Annotated in this window: 18 protein-coding genes; 13 read left to right on the plus strand and 5 right to left on the minus strand. The window is 59.6% G+C overall.

Annotation, left to right across the window (positions count from 1 at the left end):
• Nucleotide 1: 1 nt before the first annotated feature.
• Nucleotides 2-901: a thiamine pyrophosphate-dependent enzyme gene (locus NSND_RS09840; protein ID WP_013247415.1), complete on the minus strand. Its 900-nt coding sequence runs from the start codon at nucleotides 899-901 to the stop codon at nucleotides 2-4.
• A gap of 465 nt (nucleotides 902-1366) precedes the next feature.
• On the opposite strand from NSND_RS09840, the gene NSND_RS09845 reads away from it, so the two are divergent.
• From NSND_RS09845 to NSND_RS09880, 9 genes are all read left to right on the plus strand, one after another.
• On the plus strand, nucleotides 1367-1615 hold the full coding sequence (locus NSND_RS09845; RefSeq protein WP_013247414.1) for a methylenetetrahydrofolate reductase C-terminal domain-containing protein: 249 nt from the start codon (nucleotides 1367-1369) through the stop codon (nucleotides 1613-1615).
• Between the two features lie 23 nt (nucleotides 1616-1638).
• Nucleotides 1639-2067 carry a preQ(1) synthase gene (gene queF / locus NSND_RS09850; RefSeq protein ID WP_080878844.1) on the plus strand — a complete coding sequence of 143 codons (429 nt, stop codon included), beginning with the start codon at nucleotides 1639-1641 and terminating at the stop codon, nucleotides 2065-2067.
• 198 nt (nucleotides 2068-2265) lie between these two features.
• Nucleotides 2266-3711: a hypothetical protein gene (locus NSND_RS09855; protein ID WP_143833493.1), complete on the plus strand. Its 1446-nt coding sequence runs from the start codon at nucleotides 2266-2268 to the stop codon at nucleotides 3709-3711.
• Nucleotides 3712-3724: 13 nt separating this feature from the next.
• Nucleotides 3725-4498 (plus strand): c-type cytochrome, encoded by a 774-nt coding sequence (locus NSND_RS09860; RefSeq protein WP_159450728.1) that lies wholly within the window; start codon nucleotides 3725-3727, stop codon nucleotides 4496-4498.
• A gap of 75 nt (nucleotides 4499-4573) precedes the next feature.
• On the plus strand, nucleotides 4574-5293 hold the full coding sequence (locus NSND_RS20945) for a cupredoxin domain-containing protein (RefSeq protein WP_143833494.1): 720 nt from the start codon (nucleotides 4574-4576) through the stop codon (nucleotides 5291-5293).
• Nucleotides 5271-8198, plus strand: a complete 2928-nt coding sequence (locus tag NSND_RS09865; protein ID WP_080878847.1) for a hybrid sensor histidine kinase/response regulator — start codon at nucleotides 5271-5273, stop codon at nucleotides 8196-8198. The genes NSND_RS20945 and NSND_RS09865 overlap by 23 nt, the downstream gene beginning before the upstream one ends.
• Nucleotides 8199-8226: 28 nt before the next feature.
• Complete coding sequence (locus NSND_RS09870) at nucleotides 8227-12507, plus strand: PAS domain S-box protein (RefSeq protein ID WP_080878848.1); 4281 nt, start codon at nucleotides 8227-8229, stop codon at nucleotides 12505-12507.
• A gap of 66 nt (nucleotides 12508-12573) precedes the next feature.
• Nucleotides 12574-13392: a symmetrical bis(5'-nucleosyl)-tetraphosphatase gene (locus NSND_RS09875; protein WP_080878849.1), complete on the plus strand. Its 819-nt coding sequence runs from the start codon at nucleotides 12574-12576 to the stop codon at nucleotides 13390-13392.
• The gene (locus tag NSND_RS09880) at nucleotides 13379-13918 is read left to right on the plus strand and encodes a DUF309 domain-containing protein (RefSeq protein ID WP_159450729.1); all 540 of its coding nucleotides are present in this window, start codon (nucleotides 13379-13381) and stop codon (nucleotides 13916-13918) included. The genes NSND_RS09875 and NSND_RS09880 overlap by 14 nt, the downstream gene beginning before the upstream one ends.
• Nucleotides 13919-14072: 154 nt before the next feature.
• On the opposite strand, the gene panB is transcribed toward NSND_RS09880, so the two are convergent.
• The 3 genes from panB to folD all read right to left on the minus strand — a co-directional run bounded on the left by panB (nucleotide 14073) and on the right by folD (nucleotide 16795).
• A complete protein-coding gene (gene panB, locus NSND_RS09885; protein WP_080878851.1) occupies nucleotides 14073-14861 on the minus strand; it encodes a 3-methyl-2-oxobutanoate hydroxymethyltransferase in 789 nt (262 codons plus the stop codon).
• Nucleotides 14861-15751, minus strand: coding sequence for a methylenetetrahydrofolate reductase (locus NSND_RS09890; protein ID WP_080878852.1), 891 nt, complete (start codon nucleotides 15749-15751; stop codon nucleotides 14861-14863). Before NSND_RS09890 ends, panB begins: the two co-directional genes overlap by 1 nt.
• Before the next feature lie 183 nt (nucleotides 15752-15934).
• Complete coding sequence (gene folD / locus NSND_RS09895; protein ID WP_143833496.1) at nucleotides 15935-16795, minus strand: bifunctional methylenetetrahydrofolate dehydrogenase/methenyltetrahydrofolate cyclohydrolase FolD; 861 nt, start codon at nucleotides 16793-16795, stop codon at nucleotides 15935-15937.
• Nucleotides 16796-17051: 256 nt separating this feature from the next.
• Here folD and NSND_RS09900 point away from each other — a divergent pair, with 256 nt between their 5' ends.
• From NSND_RS09900 to NSND_RS09915, 4 genes are all read left to right on the plus strand, one after another.
• The gene (locus NSND_RS09900; protein ID WP_080878854.1) at nucleotides 17052-18083 is read left to right on the plus strand and encodes an NHL repeat-containing protein; all 1032 of its coding nucleotides are present in this window, start codon (nucleotides 17052-17054) and stop codon (nucleotides 18081-18083) included.
• A complete protein-coding gene (locus NSND_RS09905) occupies nucleotides 18080-18778 on the plus strand; it encodes a hypothetical protein (RefSeq protein ID WP_080878855.1) in 699 nt (232 codons plus the stop codon). The genes NSND_RS09900 and NSND_RS09905 overlap by 4 nt, the downstream gene beginning before the upstream one ends.
• A 193-nt stretch (nucleotides 18779-18971) precedes the next feature.
• A complete protein-coding gene (locus NSND_RS09910; protein ID WP_080878856.1) occupies nucleotides 18972-20723 on the plus strand; it encodes a hybrid sensor histidine kinase/response regulator in 1752 nt (583 codons plus the stop codon).
• Nucleotides 20724-20738: 15 nt separating this feature from the next.
• Nucleotides 20739-21626: an FIST signal transduction protein gene (locus NSND_RS09915; RefSeq protein ID WP_235000219.1), complete on the plus strand. Its 888-nt coding sequence runs from the start codon at nucleotides 20739-20741 to the stop codon at nucleotides 21624-21626.
• A 63-nt stretch (nucleotides 21627-21689) separates the two neighbouring features.
• Here NSND_RS09915 and NSND_RS09920 read toward each other — a convergent pair.
• A protein-coding gene (locus NSND_RS09920; RefSeq protein ID WP_369974229.1) for an IS3 family transposase occupies nucleotides 21690-22816 on the minus strand; the annotation gives its coding sequence in 2 pieces (ribosomal slippage) (nucleotides 21690-22558 and nucleotides 22558-22816; 1128 coding nt in all).
• Between the last annotated feature and the right edge of the window lie 4 nt (nucleotides 22817-22820).

A 22820-nucleotide genomic window follows, 5' to 3' on the forward strand; every position in this document is an offset into this window, starting at 1 on the left:
CTCAGGCTTTCGGAAGCCCAGGAGCGGGAGCAGCCGGCTTCGGGAGAAATTCCTTGTAGCCATACCGTTCCGTAAGAAATTGCTTCGCCTCGTCGGTAATATATTCGGAGAACTGATAGCGATCGTTTTCAACGTTCTTCGCGTCTTCCATGACCTTGTCGGTCGGAATGGCATACTCAATGTTGCAGGACGTGTACGCCTGAATGTAAGTCGATCCCACCTCTCTGGCGATCAACACGGCTTTCTTAATGACGCTCTCAACACGGCGAGGATTGTTCGGCACCACCGTCGCGACGTAGGCGCAGCCCGCAACCTTCGCCATCTGCAGCATATCCATCTTCTCAAACTTCTTCCCCAACGGAGCCATCTTGAGCACGGCGCCGCGATTCGTCATGCCGCTCTCCTGCCCGCCGGTGTTCCCATACACTTCATTGTCTAGCATGATCGTGGTGAACCGTTCCTTACGGAACCAGGAGTGGAGGACCTGCTGAAATCCAATATCAGCCGTACCGCCGTCACCCGCCATGACAACCACATCTTTCGGCTTATCGCCAAAACGAAGGCGCAAGCCACGGGACAACCCGCTAGCCACACCATTCTGGTCACCATAGTTGCCGTAGACGAATGGGATGGCGGCTTGCGAAATCGCCAAGCGCCCGCAACCGGCTGTTCCAACAGTGATAGTATCTTCTGGATTGGGGAAGGCAATCATGGCGAGTCGGATAAAGAGGGTCATCGCACAACCGGCACACATGGGGTGCTCTTCAAGCACTTCTTTGAAGGAGCCCATCTGTGAAACGGACACCTTTTTGCCGAAAGGACCATGCTCAACCATGTCCCGATATTCTTTCGGCATGAACTTTTCAAAGCCGCTTGAAAACTTGACGTAATCAAGGCTCATAAGGACTCCCTCCCTTTTATAAGCTGAGGACTTTGTTCGGACCAACAACAGCGGCCAGAAAAAGCCAGGTGCAGATTATCTTGACGTCATATTGGACTAAACACCGAACTGTGCTCCTGACACGGAACGGAATGTTAGTCTTCTTACTTCGTGTAGTCGCCGAGTGTAACAAAGCCCGAAAAAATCTGTCAATCGCAACCAGCACGGCAAAAGCAAAAGATCCCATCACTTCAGGACAATGGCGAGTCTATAGAGTCCACAAAAGCATTGCAACTTTGCAGAAGGCCCACACCAGACGAAAGAAGGCCTAGTAGAGATACCCGTGCTAGGCCCTTGGCCCTAAATCCGCTTGAACGCGAAGATTTTACTCCTCTGCAAGTCCGATCTGTCACGCAATTCAGTTGCAGTTCACCCGAGAAGCGGGTAAACATTGTTGCTTAACGCGTTTCGGTCTACACTCCGCCTATGCCTATACGAGTACTGGTCCCGGGAGAAGAACATGGCGAGCAGCATGCGGGAGGGGTGCACAAGCGACCACCAATTCCGGATGGCTCGCTCAAGGCCGAGTGCCCAAAATTCATGAGCCATGGCCCCTGCGGAGGCGTCCGCAAAGGTGGATTCTGTGAGGTCTACCCGGAAATGACCTGTCCGTGGGTCACGCTCTACAATAAATTGAACGAACTGGGCCAGCTGGAGTGGATGAAGCAAGTCTGACAACAAGAAGGTGGGGGGAGCGGGTGACGGCGAAAGGCAGTAAAAAGCGGAAGCCAGCTAGGGCAACGACAAAGCTGGGATACAACGAGCGGCACGCCAAGAGTGGAATCTCTGCTCCTCTACCCGACATTGAGACATTCCCCAATCAATATAAGGGATACGAAATTACAATCGTCATCCCAGAGTACACAGCCATTTGCCCCAAGACCAACCTGCCGGACTTCGGAACTATCACCCTTCACTATAAACCAGACAAGCATTGCCTCGAGCTGAAGGCTCTCAAAACGTACATCCATGCCTACAGAAATGTAGGAATTTTCTACGAGAATGCCGTCAACCGCATCCTCCAGGACATCGTACGAGCCTGTCGACCCATCAAGGCCACGGTAACCGGTGAATTTGCTGCTCGTGGGGGACTGCGGAGCGTAATCGAAGCAAAATATCCGGCATAAATTGCCTACTCAACAGCCTCCACTTTACGCCGTCGACGGGCTACTTATCCCGCTTCACCTCATCACCAGCACACCCATCGCAACTATCCCAGTAACACTGCGGCAGCTCCCTGCGCGCTACGCATTACCAATGTTTCTCACTGAAACCGCCTAAAGTCCCACTCAAAATCCACCGACATCAGACAGTCAGGGTGCGGCATGGGTCGGCACAGGCTACCCGTGCGTCGCAACAAGGTCGCTATCGAGCAGGAAAAGGACACCGCCTTGCGCACGCACTCCATGGGAACAACCATCGTTCAGGCGGCGGTAGGGCTCTTCGTTGTGATATCGGGAACCAACGACATGTCGGTTCAAACCGCAGAAGCTATCCCCGCCTTTGCGCGGAAATACGCATTGAACTGCACGACATGCCACACGGCTCCACCACAGCTCAATACATTCGGTGAGCGGTTCCTTGAAAACGGCTATCAGCTTCCGGGAACCGAAGATGGAGGCATCACAGGAAAGAAGAATCTCGGCGACCTCAGCCTGGATGATTTTGCGAACTACACAGGTGTCCGGCTCCGTGGAAACGTCCTGCGCGCCCACAATTTCAAGCAGCAGAATCCGCCGAGGGCAGAATCCGGCACGGTCCAAAACAAGAGCGAGCTCGGATTTCCGGAAGTGTTCAGCCTATTCACCGCCGGCACATTGAGCAGAAATATCGGGTTTTTTGCCGAGCTGGAATCCAATCTCGAAGAAGGGGCAACAGGAATCGAGCGAGCCTTCATTACTTTCAACAATGTTGGAGGTGAGAATATCGCCAACATCCGCATCGGGAAACTCGATCCTTCGGCCGTATTCTCCTTTTCCACCCTCCGGCAACAACTCGAATTTATCGGTGAGAGCACAAATTCCTCCACCGATGCGGTCCAGCGGGCAGGGCTCTTCCCGCTTGCCACAGCCGCTAAATTCTACGGTCTGCGCGATCGCTCCGGAGCCGTCATTTCCCCCTATGCTCCCTCGCTCTACAACGCAGTGGCGGAAACCGGCATCGAAGTTCGCGGGCGTCCGTTCGGCGACTGGTTCATGTATCAGGTCGGTATGCTGAACGGCTCGAACGAGGGCTTTGGAGATTCCAACAAAGGCAAAGATTTTTATGGCGCCATCCGCCTTGATTACGCCCGCTCGGCCAACTTTTCAGCAAGCCTTTCGGGATTTGCCTATCTCGGAAACAGCAATGCCACCGTGTTCGACGGCACACGCACTGTCGATGTGAATTGGAATCGCTACGGCGCCGCCGCGCACCTACGCTACAAGATGCTGGATTTCCATGGGATGTACACACTGGATCGAATCAAGCATGTCCCAACAGCGGCCTTGAGCAATTTCGACACCACCGCCAGCGGAGTGACCGTCGCGCTGGATGCCTACGTCACGAACCGAACCCTGCTCTCGCTACGGTACGACAACATGGATGCCGGGGGAGATCTGACCCAGCGCACATCCCAGAGTTTCGCCGGCATGCAACTCAAGCACTACCTACGCTCGAATGTGGCCGTTTACGCCCGACACGACCTCAATTTGCGTCGTGCAGAAGAGGGCAATGCGGCAGCCCACAACCTGAGACATGCAGTTTTTGTGGGAATCGATATCTCTTACTAGACCGGGAAGAATCATGCATCGCCATGTACTCCGATATCTTGCGATCCTCATCGTGACGGGCTTCTGCGCCACGACCGCGCAGGCGCTACTGCCGAAGGACGGGCGGGATACCATTACAGAGGGGCATCGAATCTATGATCGGGCCTGCGCCTGGTGCCATGGCAGCGAAGGGAAAGGGGACGGGCCATCCGGCTGGTCCATCGGTCGCTACGCAGCCCCTCGTCCTCGCGACTTCACCGCGGAGAGCTACAAATTTCGAAGCACCCCCTCGGGTGAACTGCCCACGGATCAGGACCTTTTCAGAACCATCACACAGGGTATTCCCGGCTTCATGCCGTCGTACCGATCCTTGAACGAGCAGGAACGATGGCAGGTCATCGCCTATCTCAAATCGTTGAATCCGGCGTTCGAGCAGGAACAGCCGACGCCGATCGCGCTCCCCTCTCCGCCGCCCCTTCCCTCCGGGAATGGAATCACAAACGGCCGGGCGCTGTACGCCAAGTACGAGTGTCGGACCTGCCACGGGGACAACGGTGCAGGTGATGGACCGGAATCGAAGGCCGGGCACCTGCGGGACGCCCACAACCTTCCCATCACCGCCACGGACCTGACCGATCCATCCTCATTCAAAAACGGGGCGACGCCTCACGATCTCTATCGAAGCATCATGAGCGGACTCGACGGCACCCCCATGCCTGCCTATGCCGATCAATTTGCCGGACAGGAAGAAGCTACATGGGATCTGGTGTGGTACCTCCAGTCCCTATCAGGTCAGCCGGGGCGATAATTCGGCGCCATGAAGCACCCACATTTCATACAACCTGCGAATCGGACGCCCAACGAGGAAATGGAGATGCGGTACATGAAACCGATACTGCTGACCGTGACGCTGTGCTTGATGCTCGGCCAGAGCGCCCTCCTGAGAGCGGAATCTCCCGCCGGCACACTGGTGGGCCGAATCACCTATGCCGGCCCGATCGAATCAGGGCAGGTGGTCGCGGTCACACGCGATTCGTCGTTCTGCGGCGCCACCACCGCCATCCACACCGTGACGGTGAATGCGAAGACGCGAGGCCTTCAAGGTGCAGTCGTCAGCATCGACGGCGACACAGTCCCCATGGCCGATTCGCCACGCCGCCCGCTAGTCCTCACCAATACCCACTGTGCCTTCTCCCCTCGTATTGTCGCAGGTGAGGTTGGACAGCAACTGGAGATCCGCAACGACGACCCCGTCATGCATAACACCCACATTTCCATGGGGCCGAGAACCTTTGTGAACGTCGCCATGATCCCCGCGAGCCGACCGGTCGAAAAGCCGCTCAAGCAGCCAGGCATCTATCTAGTCAAATGCGATGCACACAAATTTATGCGCGCCACTGTGCTCGCCTTCACGCACCCCTTTTTTAGTGTCACAGACGACACCGGCGCGTTTCAGATTGCCCAACTCACCCCGGGAGAGCACGTTGTGAGGGTATGGCACGACACATTAGGAACGTTCCAACAACGAGTCACGATTCCAACCCGCGGCGAAGCCACCATCACGATCGAATACCCCGCTCATGTCGATGCCAATAAAAAATAGGACTGACTGGTTCTGCCGCCCCTGGCGCATCTGGCACGGGAACCTCCGCCTCCGTCTCAGCGTCGGAATGGCGGTCCTGATTACGATCGGCATGGCCGGTTTCGCGACCTTCCGGTTAATTGAAATCCGTCAGTCCATCGAACAGGCCACACAAGCTCGGGCGCTGGCGGTCAGCCGCACGTTTTCAATGGTGGGCGCCGCCGCCGTGTTGGACAATCTCTTTCGCATCCAAGAGGCGTTAGGTCGTTATGCCCAGGATTCGGAGATTCTGAGCATCCTCATCATCGATCCCGACAACATGATCGTCGCAGCGACGAATCCTCAGCAAATCGGACAGCAGCTGACGGATGAGACCCTCGCGCAGGCACACGAAACCAAGGCCGAGACCATTTCCCATGGCCAGACTATGGGCGGCGTGCCGACACTCCTAGTGGCCACGCCGCTCCTGAACGACCAGGACATCGCCGCCTGGGTGCGGATCGAGTTTTCCCTCGCGGCGATGCAGGAGGAACTCACCCGCGAAGCGCGCCGCCTCTTCCTCCTGTCAGTCTTATTCATGGGGGCCACGATTTCGGTCGCTCAACTCGGGATCAGGCGCATGTCCGGCCTGTTTCGAGAAACTGCCAAAAAGCTGCAGGAGACCCTCCATACCCTCCATTGCGTCTCGGAACAGGCGCCCTCCGGCGATGAGACATCCGATAACGGCAACTCCCCTGCCTCACCGTCCTGCAAGGGCGAACTGGAGCAAGTAGTCGATCTGGTTGAGACGACCACCACCCTGCTCACCACGCAGGCACAACGGCTCCAATCCTTCACCGACTCACTGGAGCAGGCTGTACGGGAACGAACCATCGAATTGCGGCAGGCAAAGGAGGCGGCCGAGGCGGCGAATCGTGCCAAATCACAATTCCTCGCGAATATGAGCCACGAAATCCGCACCCCGATGAACGGCGTACTGGGGATGACGGAACTCCTCCTCACTACAACGCTCACGCCGAAGCAACGTTCACTAGCTGACACCCTGCACCGGTCCGGCACCGGGCTCCTGGACATCATCAATCAGATTCTTGATTTCTCGAAGATCGAGGCCGGCAAACTGAAGTTGGAAATGATCGAGTTCGGCCTCAGACAGACGGTCGAAGATGCGGTGGATCTGTTTGCAGAAACCGCCGGTCGCAAACACCTCGAACTCACCTGTTTCGTGCCGCCGAACATCCCGGACACCGTGATCGGAGATCCTGTTCGGCTCCGGCAAATCCTTCTGAATCTCGTCGGCAACGCCATGAAGTTCACCCACACCGGCGACGTGGCCGTCACGCTCGAACTCATCACCCACACCACGACGAACCTGACGCTGAAATTCCGCGTCCGTGATACGGGAGTCGGCATTCCCGAAGCAGCACAAGCACGGCTGTTTCAGGCGTTCTCGCAAGCCGATAACTCCACCACACGGAAATTCGGTGGCACGGGGCTTGGCCTCGCGATTGTGAAACAACTCGCCCTCCTGATGGGAGGCGACGTCGGCGTCGACAGCGTGTCCGGCCAGGGATCCACCTTCTGGTTCACCGTCGAACTGGAACGCGCCGCCCAGCGTACGGCCGCCTCGGGAGCAACCGAAAGACCGTTAGACGGATTCTCCATCTTCATCGTCGATGACAATTCGACGAATCGGCAAATCCTTGAAACGCACTTGACCGCCTGGGGCGCCGCAGTGCTGTCCGCCACCTCCGGCCTGGAAGCGTTGGCGTTGCTCGATCGCCAATGCACCGCCCGGCGCAGAATCCATCTGGCCGTGCTGGACATTCACATGCCGGACATGGACGGCATTACGCTGGCTCGGACCATTAGAGAAGATGCGCGGCTTTCCGGCATGGGGCTCGTCGCGCTCAGTTCGGTCGACCAGGTCACAGATGAATCCCAGCGGTACCCGTCGCTCTTCAGTGCCTGGCTGAGAAAGCCGGTCCACCAGTCGTTGTTGAAAGATTGCCTCACACGCCTGTGCCACCACGTCCCGGCGACCGAGGCACCCGCGCCAACCCAGCCCGACGATCACGCCGTCCCATTCGCCGCCCACGTCCTGCTCGCGGAAGACAACCCCGTCAACCGCGAAGTGGCATTCACGATGCTGGAGCTACTTGGGTGCACCACCACCATGGTTGAAAACGGCCGGGAGGCGGTCGAGGCGCTCACGAATCGGCCATTCGACCTGGTGCTGATGGATTGCCACATGCCGGAAATGGACGGCCTGACCGCCACCGCCCTGATTCGTGAACAAGAAACGCAGGCCGCGCAGCCCCGGCACACGACCATCGTGGCCCTCACCGCAAATGCATTGGAAGGAGACCGCGAGCGGTGCCTCGCGGCAGGCATGGATGATTATCTGTCCAAGCCGTTTACATTGACCACGCTCAAGGAAGTGCTGCACCGCCGGCTTTCGATCAAGGGGCCCTCACGAACAACCGAACCCCTTCTGCGGTCGACACCGCAGGCACCGCCCCCACAGACGGCACCACCGACCGGACCCGCCGCGCCAGGCGACGACCATGTGGACCTCAATGCGTGGCAGGCGATCCGTGCTCGCCAACGACCCGGCCAGCCGGATCTTCTCCACAAAGCCCTCACATTGTATGTGCCCCATGCCGACGCCCAGCTTAGTCAGCTCCAGCAGGCCATGGCCGGCGCCGACATCCAGGCTGTAAAGACCATCGCTCACATGATGAAATCTTCAACGGCGCAGCTCGGCGCACCCCGACTGGCCGACCTGTACGCGAAAATCGAAACAACATGCCGGGCAGGCGCTGTGGACAATCTTCCCGATCTCTGCGGGCGTCTGATTCCTGAACACCGGGCGGTATGCGACCTGATGCGCGAAGAACTCAACCGGGCAGGACGGCCGGCGGCATGATGCACCACCGGAAGGACCAGTCGTGACGATGCGTCGGCTCCTGCAACAACTTAGGCAGAGCGTGCGGCGCGCAAGCAGGCAACTCGCGACCGACTCAGGCGACTCGAAAACCGAACGCCGGAAGATCCCGCCTTCAAACACGCCTACGTGCCTCGACGAAGGCCACGTACTCGACGCCGTCCTCTGCTCGCTCGACGAAGGCCTGTGCATCGTCGATACGCAATGGCACATCCTCAGACTGAATCCCCAGGCCGAGATCCTCTTCGGCGCCCCCGCCCGTGACCTGAAGGGACGCCCCGCGTATCAACTGATTGCTCCCGGCCCGGAGGAATTCCGCCACGAGTGCCTTGTAACCGACAACTCCGTTCCTCCGCTGCAATCCGGGCTCCCCTACGGGACCGACAATGGTCTCCTGCTCAGACAGGACGGCCAGTTGACGCCAATTTCTCTGACGATCACTCCGATGTCGCATGATGGCGTCGTGAACGGAGCCGTCCTGACGTTCCGGGATCTCACAGCCCAGAAGGAGGCGGAGTCACATCAGATCGAAAACTCCGCGTTACTCCGCCGCTTACAGACAGGCATGGTCGGGTTGGCGAGCAATCAGGCAATCTACCGTGGACAATTGTCCGAGGCCTTCCACCTCATCACCCGGGTCACGACACAGAGCCTCCGCGTCGCGCGGGTCAGCATCTGGTTTTATGCGCCGGACCATGCGGTCCTCCGGTGCGCGGACCTCTATGACCAACCGGGCGATCAACACTCACACGGCATCGAGCAACCCGCGGCCCTCTATCCACAGTACTTCTCATCGCTCGAGGCGGGAGAGATGATCGTCGCGAACGAGGCGCAGTCGGACCCGCGAACGGTGGAATTTGCAGCACACCATCTGCGGCCGCTGGGGATCACCTCCATGCTGAACGTGCCTATCCGCGCCGAGGGCATTCTCGTTGGGGCGCTGCACTGTGAACACATCGGAACGCCCAGAGTATGGACGACGGAGGAACAGCAGTTTGCGGCCTCAGTGGCGAACACCGTCTCGCTCGCCGTGGAGGCAGCGGATCGGCATAAGGCTGAAACCGAAACGAAACGTGCCGAACAATTTCTCGACTCGGTGATCGAAAACCTCCCCATCATGGTCTATGTAAAAGAAGCCGACCAGCTCCGGTTCACACGCTGGAATCGAGCCGCGGAAGAGCTCACAGGATTCAGTCGGGAACTCATCCTCGGCCGGACCAGCCATGATTTTTTCTGCAAAGAAGAGGCCGACCGCTTCACTCGTCATGATCGCGAGGCACTCCGCAGCGGCCGCCTCATCGAGGTGGCCTCAGAAGAAATTCACACCCAGCACCGGGGCGTACGACTGCTGCGCACCAAGAAACTGCCTGTCATGGATGAGCAGGGACGCCCCCGCTTCCTGCTCGGCATCGCCGAAGATATCACCGACCGGACCGCACACGAATCAATTCTGCACGAGAGCGAAAAAAAGTATCGCGAGCTGTTCGAGTCCTCGCGCGATGCCATCATGATTTTGTCGTCCCCGAACTGGAATTTCACGGCCTGCAACCCGGCGACCATTCAGCTCTTCGGGGCACGGGACGCCGAGCATTTCACGTCACTCGGACCGTGGGACGTCTCCCCCGAGCATCAGCCTGACGGCGAAGAATCGATGGTCAAGGCGCCGAAGATGATTGGGATAGCTCTGCAGGAAGGCTCTCACAACTTCGAGTGGTTGCACAAACGAGTCGGCGGTCCCAGCTTCCTGGCGAGCGTGCAGTTGACCCGCATCACGTTGAAAGGGCCCCCCGGACTGCAGGCGACGGTCCGCGACATTACCGAACAACGTCGCAGCGAAGCCGCACTGCAGGCCTATTCGACATTCCAGAAGGCCATGCTGGACAACGCCGGTCATGCGATCATCTCCTGCAAACCCGACGGCATGATCCAAGTCTTCAATCCGGCAGCGGAAGCCCTGCTGGGATACAGCGCCGACGAGTTGGTCGGCAAACAGACCCCGGGCATCTTCCACGACTTGGACGAAGTGGTCGCGCGGGCACGTCAATTTTCCAAGGAATTAGGCAGCACGATCGAACCGGGCTTCGACGTGTTCGTCGAAAAATGCCGGCGGAATCTCCCCAACGAGCACGAGTGGGCGTACGTGTGTAAGGATGGCACCAGGAAGACGGTACTGTTGAATGTCACGGCACTGCGGGAGGCGGATGGCCGGATCACCGGCTACCTCGGCATCGCCTCCGATATCACGCCGCTTAAGTTGGCGGCACAGGAGTTGGTTTCGGCCAAGGAAGCGGCCGAGGCGGCCAATGTGGCAAAGTCGAGGTTCCTGGCCAACATGAGCCACGAAATCCGCACGCCACTGAACGGCGTCCTCGGAATGACCGAACTGCTGCTGAGCACCAGCCTGTCGGCCAAACAACAGTCGCTGCTGGAAACCGTCCGCCGCTCAGGCGTGGCCCTCCTCGAAGTCATCAATGACATTCTGGATTTCTCCAAGATCGAAGCGGGAAAGCTTGAACTCGAGCAGGTGGAGTTCGGCCTGAGACAGGTCGTCGAGGAGGCAGTCGAACTGTTTGCCGGGTCGGCCGGCAACAAGAACCTGGAGTTGACCTACTTCATCCCCGCCGACGTGCCGGATAGTCTCGTGGGAGACCCTGTACGCCTGCGCCAAATTCTGCTCAACCTGATCGGCAACGCCATCAAGTTCACGACACAGGGGGAGGTGACGGTCGCGTTTGCGCTGGCAGAGCAACATGCGGACACCCTCACACTCGCTTGCCAGGTGCGCGATACCGGCATCGGCATTCCTGACGCCGCTCAGGCCCAACTGTTCACGGCGTTCACCCAGGCCGACGGCTCCACCACCCGGCGATTCGGCGGCACCGGGCTCGGCCTGGCGATCGTCAAACAACTGGTACAGCTGATGGGTGGTGAAGTCGGCCTGGTGAGTGCGCTCGGTCAGGGCACGACGTTCTCGTTCACATTCACTGTCAGGCTCGGGAGCTCTCAGGCCATATACCTTCCGCTCGCCGGACGGCAGATCCTGATCGTCGATGACACACGGACAAATCTGGAGATTCTGGCCACCCACCTGCGGAGTTGGGGAGCCACGGTCTTCACGGCGGAGTCTGCCGACGACGCGCTCCTCCAATTAGAGCACTTCCAGCACACGCAGCATCGAATCGACATGGCCATCCTCTACCTTCGAATGCCTGGGCGGGACGGCGTCGATCTCGCGCGTTCCATCAAACACCAGGCGGCTTATCAGAACCTCCCCCTGATCGCACTCAGCTCAGTGGAGCGTCTCTCGGACGACAGCGACGTGCCCCACCGGCTCTTTCACAGCTTCCTTCGCAAGCCGGTGCGACAGTCACTGCTCAAAGACCGCCTGACGCGAGTGCTCGGGGGGGCCGCCGGACCAGTGCCCCACAGCCCGGAGTCCGCGGCGACCCCGCGTCCGCGCGTCGACGCCCACATCCTCCTGGCCGAGGATAACCCCGTCAACCAGGATGTGGCGTCCTCCATGCTGGAGATGCTGGGATGTCGCATCACGATCGCACCCAACGGACGGGCCGCCGTCGAGGCAGCCACAACCGGCCGGTTCGACCTCATTCTCATGGATTGTCAGATGCCCGAGATGGATGGGTTCACTGCCACAGCAGCCATTCGCCGGCAAGAAGCGACAGCGAGCGACCGCCGCCATGTGCCCGTCATTGCGTTGACCGCCAATGCCATGGAAGGCGATCGCGCCCGTTGCCTGGCCGCCGGGATGGACGACTATCTCACCAAACCGTTTACCGTCGCGCAGCTACACGCCTTCCTCACACAATGGTTGACGCCACAGTCAGCCAAGGCGAGCGAGACCGACCAGGCCTCCTCCCCCCATACCACCGACGCCGACGAACCGGCCGCCACAGAGGAAGCACCGGTTTCGACAACCATCGACAAGACTGCCTGGGATGCGATTCTGTCGCTCCAACGCCCGGGACGGCCCGACATCTTAGCCCGCGTGCTGGCAACCTACTTGGATGATTCCCGCCTGCTGGTGGAACAGATTCGCTCCGCCGTGCAGTCACAGGATTCGGTCGCCCTTTCTCAGGCCGCCCACCGCTTGAAGTCCAGCAGCGCCCAGCTCGGCGTCCTGGCCACCGCCGCCCATTGCAAAGAATTGGAGACCCTTGGACGGCTTGCCAGGATCGACGAGGCTGCGCACCTTCTGTCGCAACTCATCGAAGCCCATCAGTTCGCCTGCGCCGCGATCACCTCGGAACTACGACAGCGCTCCGCCCGATAAACCAACCGCTCGACCGGCTCTCGCGACTTGCGAATGAACGTCGTCCGCGCTAGTCTGCACGCACTCATGGCTACCTATGCAATCGGCGATGTACAAGGCTGCTTTGCCTCGCTCAGACAGCTCACCAAGACGGTCGGATTCAATCCGGCAGAGGACCGTCTCTGGTTCGTGGGGGATCTCGTCAATCGCGGGCCGGACTCGCTTGGTGTCCTTCGCTATATCCGGGACCTCGGGCCGGCTGCGGTCACCGTGCTCGGCAATCACGACCTGTTCCTGCTTGCCGTGGCGACCGGCCTGACAACCTTTCGGCGCGACGATACGTTGACCCAAATCCTCGATGCCCAGGACTGCGACGAACTCACGGCCTGGCTCAGACAGCAGCCGTTGCTCTATCGGGAGGGCTCCTATGTACTGGTCCATGCGGGGCTCTTGCCGCACTGGACGATCGAGGAGGCCCAGCAATTCGCCATGGAGGCAGAAACGGCACTGCGGGGGGAACAGTTCAACACAACGCTCCGCGCCCTCCACCCCAGCGACCATTTACAATGGGCGCCCGATCTGAAAGGCCCGGTGCGCCTTGCCACCATCATCAAGGTGTTGACCCGGCTACGAACCTGCTCCGACAATGGCATCATGGAATCAACCTTCTCCGGCCCGCCGAAACTCACACCCCAGGGATTTCACCCCTGGTTCGATGTCCCAAACCGACGAAGTGCGACCGCCACGATTGTGTTCGGGCATTGGGCGGCGATGGGTCTTCATCTCACACCGAACCTGCTCGGACTGGACAGCGGCTGCGTGTATGGGCGACGGCTCACCGCGGTGCGACTGGAGGACCGGAAGGTCTTCCAAGTGCGTTGCGAGGAGACGCGTGGAGGCAAGTGAGCTGCCGGTCACGATCGATTGGCCCCGCTACAGTAGCAGGGCGCTGCCTACCTACCGATTCCTCCCGGGCCTGACTCCGCATCCACACCGCGATCCACTGGGGCATTCCTTCGCAGAGCCGGAGCCGCGCCCGCGCCCGTTTGAACACCACCAATGGTCGAACTCGGAGGACTATCTGCATGCGATCGATCTCTACAACTTTTTCTATTGGTGGGAAGCGCACGAAGTGTTCGAGGGTTTATGGCACGCGTGTGGACGCAAGACGACGGCGGGCAATTTCTTCCAAGCCCTCATCCAGTTCGCCGCCGCCCATCTCAAACGCGCACTCGGCAATGAAATAGCCGCGCACAACCTTGTCCGTAGCGGGCTCCTGCGCCTGCAGAACAGTCCCACTCCCTACATGGGGCTTGATACCGTCACATTCGCCGATGACGTCACAGTGTGGATGGAGGACAACAGCCGGCCAGGCGTGCGTATTCGATTGAGACACTATGGCAACGGGCCATCAGTGAACAAGACCCCCTGAGCAATTCATCGCTCCTGGTAGGGTCAGGAACGCCCTAGATGGTTCAAGCAGCTCAGCCGACGAGTCCGCGTTGAGAAGTAAACAGCACCGTCGCTGCTGGCAACGGTAGGGATTGATTCCATCCGGGATCGAAGTTGGGGGGAACGGCAACGGGCTAGTGATAACTTTCAGAATCGGACGGGAAGGTGCCCTGCTCAACCTCATCCTTGTACCGGCGGAGAGCCTGCAGAGCATCGACCTTGAGATGCGCGTAGGGTTTGACGAACTTCGGCACAAACTCATCGAATAGACCCAGCAGGTCATACAGCACCAACACCTGACCGTCGCAATGCGGGCCGGCCCCGATGCCGATCGTCGGAATCGTGAGTGCCTCCGTCACGGTCTTCGCCAACCCCGCAGGAATCGCTTCCAGCACGATCCCTACGGCCCCGGCAGCTTCCAACGCCTGCGCGTCTTCAAGCAGTTGCTGCGCCCGATCCTTGCCCTTCCCCTGAACCTTATACCCGCCGTACTGATGGACCGATTGGGGCGTCATCCCGAGGTGCCCCATCACCGGGACACCAATTTTCACGATCGCCGACACACGGTCCGCAACCGCAGCTCCCCCTTCCAGCTTCACGGCATGGGCTCCGGCCTGAATGAACCGGCCGGCGTTTCGAAGCGCCTCCTCCTGGCTGACCTGGTAAGACAGAAAGGGCATATCGCCGATGACCAACGACCGCTGAGCGGCTCCGGCTACAAGCTTCGTGTGGTACAGCATCTCCTCCATCGTGACGGAGAGGGTATTCGACTTGCCCTGTACCACCACCCCCAGGGAATCGCCCACCAGGATCACGTCAATCCCGGCCTGCTCGACCATGCGCGCAAACAACGCGTCGTACGCGGTGACAACCGCGATCTTCCGCCTGTCGCGCTTGCACTTCTGCAAGTCGGGAACGGTCATTACCCCAGCTCTGCTTTCGTGAGAATCTCCGGCAGCCGTTCCGTCGACTTGATCGCCATGATGTGCACTCCGTCGCAGTACGGCCGCACAGCTTTGATGGTGCGCACGGCAATCTCGACACCGACATCGAGTGCCCGCTTGTCCCCCGCCGCGCGCATTTCGTCGATCATGTCCTGCGGCACACAGACGCCGGGAATGTTGGCGTTCATGAATTCTGCCATCTTCGCGCTACGGAGCAACAGAATTCCGGCCAGCACCTTGACCTTGAATGGACGCACCGCCTCCATGAATTTCTTGAACTGCTCCGGCTGATAAATCGCCTGGGTTTGAAAGAACTCCGCGCCCGCCCGCACTTTGACCTCGAACTTGACCAACATCGGGCCGAGCGGATCGGCTTCGGGAGTCACGGCCCCGCCGATCGTAAAAGCGGTGGACCCGTCGAGCTTGTTGCCCGCATAGTCCTTCCCGTTATTCAATCCCGTGACCAGCTGCATGACTTGAACAGAATCCAGGTCGTACACCGGCTTGGCTTCTTTATGGTCGCCTACGGTGGGATAGTCTCCGGTCAGACAGAGGATGTTCCGGATGCCCAGAATGTGCGCCCCCATGAGATCGGATTGCATCGCGATCCGATTACGGTCCCGACAGGTCAGCTGCATCACCGGGTCATGCCCCAACTCATACAACACACGGCAGACCGGCAAGGACCCGGCACGCACGATCGCGGCCGTGTTGTCGGTGACGTTCACTCCATGCACACGTCCGACGAGCGCCTTGGCACTCTCGACCACATGGGTCAGGTTCGTGCCCTTCGGCGGATTATATTCCACCGTCACGGAAAATTGTCCCTGGGCCAATACGTCTTTGAGTCGCCGCGGCTCTCGGCTCATGCGAGTCTCCTATACATCTCGATCCTTACCTGCCCTTCTCCACTGTCGCAACGGACAAGCCGCTGGCTCCATACTGCGCACGCCTCGCGAGGGCCTACCGAGGCCGCGCGTGATGCGACGCGAGGAATATCGAGGTCCCGTCGGCGCCGGCGAGCAAATCAGCCGGCAGCCTCTCGATCAACCCTATTTCATCCCTGCCATTCTCTTAGCAGATTCAACCGTATTGTCGAGCAACATCGCAATCGTCATCGGTCCGACACCGCCGGGAACCGGACTGATCCACCCGGCCTTGTGGCTGACCGGCTCGAAATCCACGTCGCCGCAGAGCTTGCCGTCCGGCAGCTTGTTGGTGCCCACGTCGATCACGACCGCACCCTCTCGCACCATATCCGCCGTCACGAACTTGGCTTTCCCGATCGCCACCAACAGCAGATCGGCCTCACGGCAGACCGCCGCAAGGTCCTTCGTCTTCGAATGGCAAATCGTAACGGTGGCATTGCGTTGGAGCAACATCAGCGCCAACGGTTTGCCGACGATATTGCTCCGTCCGACGACCACGGCGCGCTTGCCTTCGATCGACACGCCGGTCGATTCGATCATCTTGATGACCCCCTTCGGCGTACAGGCTTCGAAGACCGGGTTGCCTTCGACCAACCGTCCGAAGTTGTAGGGGTGAAACCCGTCGGCATCCTTATTCGGCGAGACCGCCTCCAGTACCACGCGGCTCTCGATGTGCTTGGGCAGCGGCAGCTGGACCAAGATGCCGTGAATCTTCGGATCGGCGTTCTTCTTTTCGATCAATGCCAGCAGCTCTGCTTGCGTCGTGCTAGCCGGCAACTTGTGATCGTCCACATAGATCCCTGCCAATTCGCAGGCCTTCTGTTTATTCCTGACGTACACGTGCGACGCAGGATCGTCTCCCACCAAAATCGTCGCCAGTCCCGGCTTGACTCCTGTTTTGGCCAGCACCGCGGCCGACTCTACAGCCAGTCGTTCCCGGACTTGCTGTGCCAACGCTTTTCCATCGATAATTCGAGCTGCCACGATATCCTCCCTGGCCTGAATAGAATCAAAAAGTGTCGGCACCATAGCAGGCAATTTTTCAACAAGTCAACGCTGGCGGCTCCGCGTAGACCACCGACAACGCCCCGTTAGGAAGCGATATTCCACCGCTCCTCTCCTGTCGCAGCCACTTCGCAATCAGTCGCGCCTCCATGCACCGACCTGCGGCTTCCTTGACAGTCTCCGAGGCCCTTGGCTACGATGCATCTACAGAATCCTCTGTGCGACACCTTCGTTCATGAATTCCAGGACCATCCGCCACAACAGATTCACACGGCTACTGCGCCGCCGCCGTCTCGGTCTGGCGCTCGCTCTGGCCATTGGAATCCTGCTCCATCACCCCTGGGCCTGGGCGCTCCAAGTGAGCGGACTGGAGTCTCCGCATAGTTTTCTGGCCGACCCGGCGACGAGGTCCTATTACATTTCGAACATCAACGGGGAAGCCGACGCCCGGGATAACAATGGATTCATTACCAAGCTGAGCGACGACGGCCGGATCACCGCCTTCAAGTTCATTGAGGGCGGCCGTGGAGACGTCACGCTCCATGCCCCCAAGGGCATGGTGGTCGTCGATGACGTCCTCTACGTCACCGACCTGGATACCCTGCGCGCCTTCGACAAGACGACGAGTAAACCCCTCGCTACTCTGGCGCTCCCACGCCCCGCAGCCGGCGGCGCCGCCCAGTCCCTCACCGATGTGGCCTCCGATGGCCAAGGCCATCTCTACCTAGCCGACCAGGGCAGCAACGCGATCTACCGCGTGGATCTGGGGCCGACATTGACGTTGTCGTTGTATGTCTCTGGTGCCCACTTGGCCGGCCCCTCCGGAGTCGCCGTGCATCCCAAGACCGGGCATGTGGTGGTGGTCAGTTATGATTCCGGAAAGATTTTCGACATCACCCCGGAAGGTGCGCTCACAGAACTGGCATCGAACGGATTTTTTACCGCCCGATTCCAGAATCTCAGCGGCGTGGATTTCGACCGGTGGGGCAGCATGTATGTCTCGGATGGGACGAAGGGCAAGATCTGGCGCATGCTCCCGAACGGGAAATTCCAGGTGATCGCGGAATACCTGCCGGGCCCATCCGATGTGGGAATCGACCGAGTCAACCACCTGATTCTCGTCCCCTACCAAGACTCCAATGCCGCCGAGGTGAACGGCCTCGAATCGCCGACGGCTTCATCGGGTGATCGGGCCAAACGCACACTGGCGGACTATGGATTCGTCGAACCCAAGAAATCCGACAAGGAAGGATCTCCTCGCAAATGAGCCGATGTGTCTACTGCAAGCAACGCAAGGGCAAACGTTCCTGTCCCGCCCTCACCGGTTTGATCTGCAGCCAATGCTGCGGGGAACATCGACTGACGAGAATCTCCTGTCCTCCTGACTGCGACTATCTCGACACCGGGAGTGACTACCAGCAGAAGCGGTTGGGCGAGCAGTTTGCCCCGGTCCGGCGGGAGCTCTACCGGCAACTGAGTGTGGCGGGAGGCGAAAAGGCGGCCGCGCTGTTCAACCTCATCGAGGTCGTCACCTTCGGCTATTTCCACGACCGGCGAGACGGCCAGGATGCCGAAGTCTTTGCCGCCATCCAAGCCCTTCGTCGGACCTTGAGCCCCCTTCATGTGCCGTCGGCCCCGATGCCGGTGTTCGCGGAACGACTCAAGAAGGAATACGACACGTTCGTCAAACAACAGCCTCAACAGGTGAGTGATGCTGGTTCAGCCCCGGAAATTCTCGATCGCGCGGTCGCGATCCTCACAGAGTTTTCAGGCCAGGACTTTCAATCACGCCGCTTCCTGAACGGCATGATCGGCTACGTCAAAACCTTCCACCCCGAGATTGCAGAGCATCTGACCAAACAGCACGAAGCCGGCCGGATCGTGCTCCCGGGCCAACTGACCCCGCCCCCCCAGGAGCCGACCCATGTTCACGGCCCAGAGTGCCATCACCACCACCACTAAACCCGCATCTCGTCGGGCCGGCATCCGTCACTGCCCCGCCATGCTCGTCACCACCCGCTCCTATTAATTCCTGTACCTCCCTACGCTCATTTTCTCTTTAGTTTCGGCTGATTTGTACCGATACAGGCGTGCCAAGGCCTACGACTGCGCGAAAGAGCGCGGCCAGGCGAATCGCCACAACTAACTGAAACTCATGGGCTCTTTCGTTATGGATCTGCTGGCAAGTCTGCCCAAGGGAGATGCACTGGCCGAACCGGCATGGAACTCCCGTCACAGGGGAATTCTTTCGATCCTCTGGCTCCACGTGCTGAGCGTGCCGATGTTCGGTATCTACATGGAGGCAAGTCCCTCCCTCTATCTCGGGGGAGGAGGGCTCCTTGCCTTCATCGCCGTCGCCGCACGGCTTTCCGTTGTCCGCCGCCGTCTCCAATCTGCCATCGCCACCTGCGGGCTCATGACAGCTTCGGCCCTCCTGGTACACCTCTCCGGGGGTCAAATCGAACTGCACTTTCATTTTTTCGTGATGATGTCCGTCATCGTGCTGTACCAGGATTGGTTTCCGTTTCTCGTAGGGCTCCAATTTATCATCCTCGATCACGGGGTGGTGGGCACGCTCATGCCCGACATGGTGTACGGACATGCCCAAGGGCAAACACACCCCTGGACCTGGGCCTTGATCCATGGCGGTTTCATCCTGGCCGAATGTGCGGCCCTGCTCTACTTCTGGCGGGTCAATGAACTCGCACAAAATGAGGTCCGGCAAAGCGAGGCCAGAACTCGCATGATCATCGAAACCGCCCTCGACGCCGTGATCACGTCGGATGCCACGGGGACCATAACCGGGTGGAACACCCAGGCTGAGTTGATGTTTGACGTCCCACGGACCGAGGCGATCGGAAAATACCTGACCACCTACGTATCCGCCTCATACCCCTCAACTGAACCAGGCCCCATCACTCCGTACGCGGGGTTAGTCCCCGGAGCCATCCTCAACCGGCGTAGTGAAATGCTGGGCCACACCTGCCAGGGAACAAGTTTCCCCGTGGAAATCGCCATGAGCTGTCTGACCGTCGGCGGGACGCAGCAGTTCACCATTTTCGTGCAGGACATTTCCGAGCGAAAGCAACAGGAAGAGCGCCTCCATCGCGCGAAGGAGGCCGCCGAGGCTGCCAGCCTGGCCAAATCCCAATTCCTGGCCAACATGAGTCATGAAATTCGAACCCCCATGAACGGCGTCCTCGGCATGACCGAACTCCTCCTGACGACCCCGCTGAACGACAAACAACGCCGATACGCCGACACCGTACACAACTCGGGAACCAGCCTGTTGCACATCATCAATGACATTCTGGATTTCTCCAAGATCGAAGCCGGCCGCCTAGTCTTGGAATACATCCCCTTCGGTCTCCGTCAGATGCTCACCGAAACCATCGGGCTCTATCACGAACAGGCTCGAAAAAAGGGACTGACGCTGAGCGTGACCATTGCGCCGGAATCGCCGGACATGGTCCACGGCGATCCGCACCGGCTCCGTCAGATTCTGACCAACCTGGTCGGCAATGCCCTCAAATTCACCGAGACGGGAAATGTGGCGGTCTTCGTGCGACCGGACGATGGCGATCAGGGACGGGTGCGCATTGAGGTAACCGATACGGGCATCGGCATTCCGCTGCATGCTCAGGAAAAGATTTTCGACTCCTTCTCGCAGGCGGACGGATCGATGACGAGAAAATACGGCGGCACCGGACTTGGACTCGCCATCGTGAAGCAACTGGTCGGCATGATGGGCGGACAACTCGGCCTCACCAGCACACCCGGACAAGGCACGACCTTCTGGTTCACGATCTCCGTAGACAGGAGCGGCTCACCCGAGACGGAGTCGCAGCCGCACAGGTCCGATGAGACCACCCCCACGATGTCCACACGACAGCAACCAGACAACTAGAAGGAGATCCCTCACATGCATGTCGAGACTTGCGCTATCAAAACCGGCAGTTCCTTCTCTCCTGCGTCGCTCTCCACACTGGATTCGGAGGAAACCCTCGTCCTGCTCTTCGGAGCCCCGGACTTGATCGATACGCCGCATCGCATCCGCGAGGTCGTCGACGCCTGCCCCCGGAGTCACGTGATGGGCTGTTCGACGGCAGGCGAAATTCACGGATGCGAAATTTTTGATGACAGCATCGCCGTCGCCGCCGTGCGCTTCGACCACACCCCGATCCGCACGGCCCACGCGGCAGTGCACTCCCCAAACGATTCGTACGCCGCCGGACGCGCGATCGCCGCACAGCTCAGACAACCTTCGCTGCGAGGCGTCCTGGTCCTATCCGACGGCCTGAATGTCAACGGCAGCGAACTCGTGAAAGGACTCAATGACACGCTGGGAGAGGCCGTGGTTGTCACCGGCGGGCTGGCCGGCGATGGGACTCACTTCAAACGGACATGGGTGTTGAAAGATCGCACGCCCCAAAGCGGCTACGTGACCGCCGTCGGATTCTATGGCGACCACATCCGGCTTGGACATGGCTCGAAGGGGGGCTGGGATAAATTCGGCCCGGAACGCCAGGTCACCAAATCGATCGGCAACGTGCTCTATGAGCTGGACGGCCGCGCCGCACTGGGGCTCTACAAAGAATATCTGGGGGATCGTGCCTCCGGACTGCCCGCCACCGGGCTCCTGTTCCCTCTTGCCATCAGAACCTCGCAGGCAGAGGGGAAAGTCCTGGTCCGCACCATTCTGGCCGTGGACGAAGCCACCCAATCCATGACGTTTGCCGGAGACATTCCCGAAGGGGTCTTCGCGCAGCTGATGCGCGCGAATTTCGATCGGCTGATTCAGGGCGCATAGAGGTGGCTCCGGTTGGTTGGACAGTGTCGGCCCATTCTTAAGTGGCGCCTGGCGGATTGTTGACTACGCGGCGGTCTGCCGTGTCGTCAGATGGTCATAGTACACCTGGTCTGGTGTCTGACCGTCAAGGGCCTGATGCGGCCGGGTCTGATTATAGAACGTCAGATAGCGCGCCACCCCCTGATGCGCGGCCTCGACGGTGTCGTACGCGTGTAGATAGACCTCTTCGTATTTAATGCTCTTCCAGAGTCGTTCCACGAACACGTTGTCCCGCCAGCACCCTTTCCCGTCCATGCTGATCTGAATGCCGTGGTGGGTCAGCAGCCCCGTGAACTCCTGGCTCGTGAATTGGCACCCTTGATCGGTGTTGAAGATCTCGGGGCAGCCATACTGCGTAATCGCCTCCTGTACGGCCTCGAGACAGAAGTCCGTCGTCAACGTATTGGACAGCCGCCACGCCAAGACCCGACGACTCGCCCAGTCCAGCACCGCAAAGAGATACAGGAAGCCACGACGCATGGGAATATAGGTGATATCCGCCGCCCAGGCCTGATTCGGACGCGAGATGGTGAGATCCCGCAAGAGATAGGGGTAAATCTGATGGGCTGGATGCCGCCGGCTGAGCGACGGTTTGCGATACAGGGCCTCAATGCCCATGCGGCGCATCAGAGTGGCCACCTGGCGTCGGCCAATGGCGCGGCCCTCGCGTCGCAAGAGATCGCGCAGCATGCGCGCACCGGCAAAGGGATACTGGAGATGCAGCTCGTCAATCCGACGCATCAGCGCCAGCGTCGTCTCTGAAACCGGCATCGGCTGGTAGTACGCGGTCGAGCGGGCCAGCTTCAGCAGCTGGCATTGCCGCACAACCGGGAGGGGATGGGTTCGATCGATCATGGCTTTGCGCTCCGCAAGCCCGCCTTGGTGAGCGCCCCGGCTAAAAAATCATTCTCCAGGGCCAGCTGGCCGATCTTGGCGTGCAGGGTCTTGAGATCGGGCGTCTCTGCTGGCGGGTTCGCTCCGCCAAACACGTCCGCCGCCCGCGCCAGCAATTGCTGCTTCCATTCGGTGATCTGGGTGGGGTGAACCTGAAACTGCTCCGCTAAGTCGGCCAGGGTTTTGTCGCCTTTGACCGCCGCCAAGGCCACCTGCGCCTTAAACGTGGCCCCGTGATTCCGTCTCGTTCTCTTCATCGCC

Origin of the sequence: Nitrospira sp. ND1, from assembly GCF_900170025.1 — a bacterium.
Taxonomy (GTDB): domain Bacteria; phylum Nitrospirota; class Nitrospiria; order Nitrospirales; family Nitrospiraceae; genus Nitrospira_A.

Coding starts and splice junctions, on each gene's coding strand:
- NSND_RS09840 (WP_013247415.1), bottom strand. CDS start 901: ATGAGCCTTGATTACGTCAAGTTTTCAAGCGGCTTTGAAAAGTTCATG.
- NSND_RS09845 (WP_013247414.1), top strand. CDS start 1,367: ATGCCTATACGAGTACTGGTCCCGGGAGAAGAACATGGCGAGCAGCAT.
- NSND_RS09855 (WP_143833493.1), top strand. CDS start 2,266: ATGGGTCGGCACAGGCTACCCGTGCGTCGCAACAAGGTCGCTATCGAG.
- NSND_RS09860 (WP_159450728.1), top strand. CDS start 3,725: ATGCATCGCCATGTACTCCGATATCTTGCGATCCTCATCGTGACGGGC.
- NSND_RS20945 (WP_143833494.1), top strand. CDS start 4,574: ATGAAACCGATACTGCTGACCGTGACGCTGTGCTTGATGCTCGGCCAG.
- NSND_RS09865 (WP_080878847.1), top strand. CDS start 5,271: ATGTCGATGCCAATAAAAAATAGGACTGACTGGTTCTGCCGCCCCTGG.
- NSND_RS09870 (WP_080878848.1), top strand. CDS start 8,227: ATGCGTCGGCTCCTGCAACAACTTAGGCAGAGCGTGCGGCGCGCAAGC.
- NSND_RS09875 (WP_080878849.1), top strand. CDS start 12,574: ATGGCTACCTATGCAATCGGCGATGTACAAGGCTGCTTTGCCTCGCTC.
- panB (WP_080878851.1), bottom strand. CDS start 14,861: ATGACCGTTCCCGACTTGCAGAAGTGCAAGCGCGACAGGCGGAAGATC.
- NSND_RS09890 (WP_080878852.1), bottom strand. CDS start 15,751: ATGAGCCGAGAGCCGCGGCGACTCAAAGACGTATTGGCCCAGGGACAA.
- NSND_RS09900 (WP_080878854.1), top strand. CDS start 17,052: ATGAATTCCAGGACCATCCGCCACAACAGATTCACACGGCTACTGCGC.
- NSND_RS09905 (WP_080878855.1), top strand. CDS start 18,080: ATGAGCCGATGTGTCTACTGCAAGCAACGCAAGGGCAAACGTTCCTGT.
- NSND_RS09910 (WP_080878856.1), top strand. CDS start 18,972: ATGGGCTCTTTCGTTATGGATCTGCTGGCAAGTCTGCCCAAGGGAGAT.
- NSND_RS09915 (WP_235000219.1), top strand. CDS start 20,739: ATGCATGTCGAGACTTGCGCTATCAAAACCGGCAGTTCCTTCTCTCCT.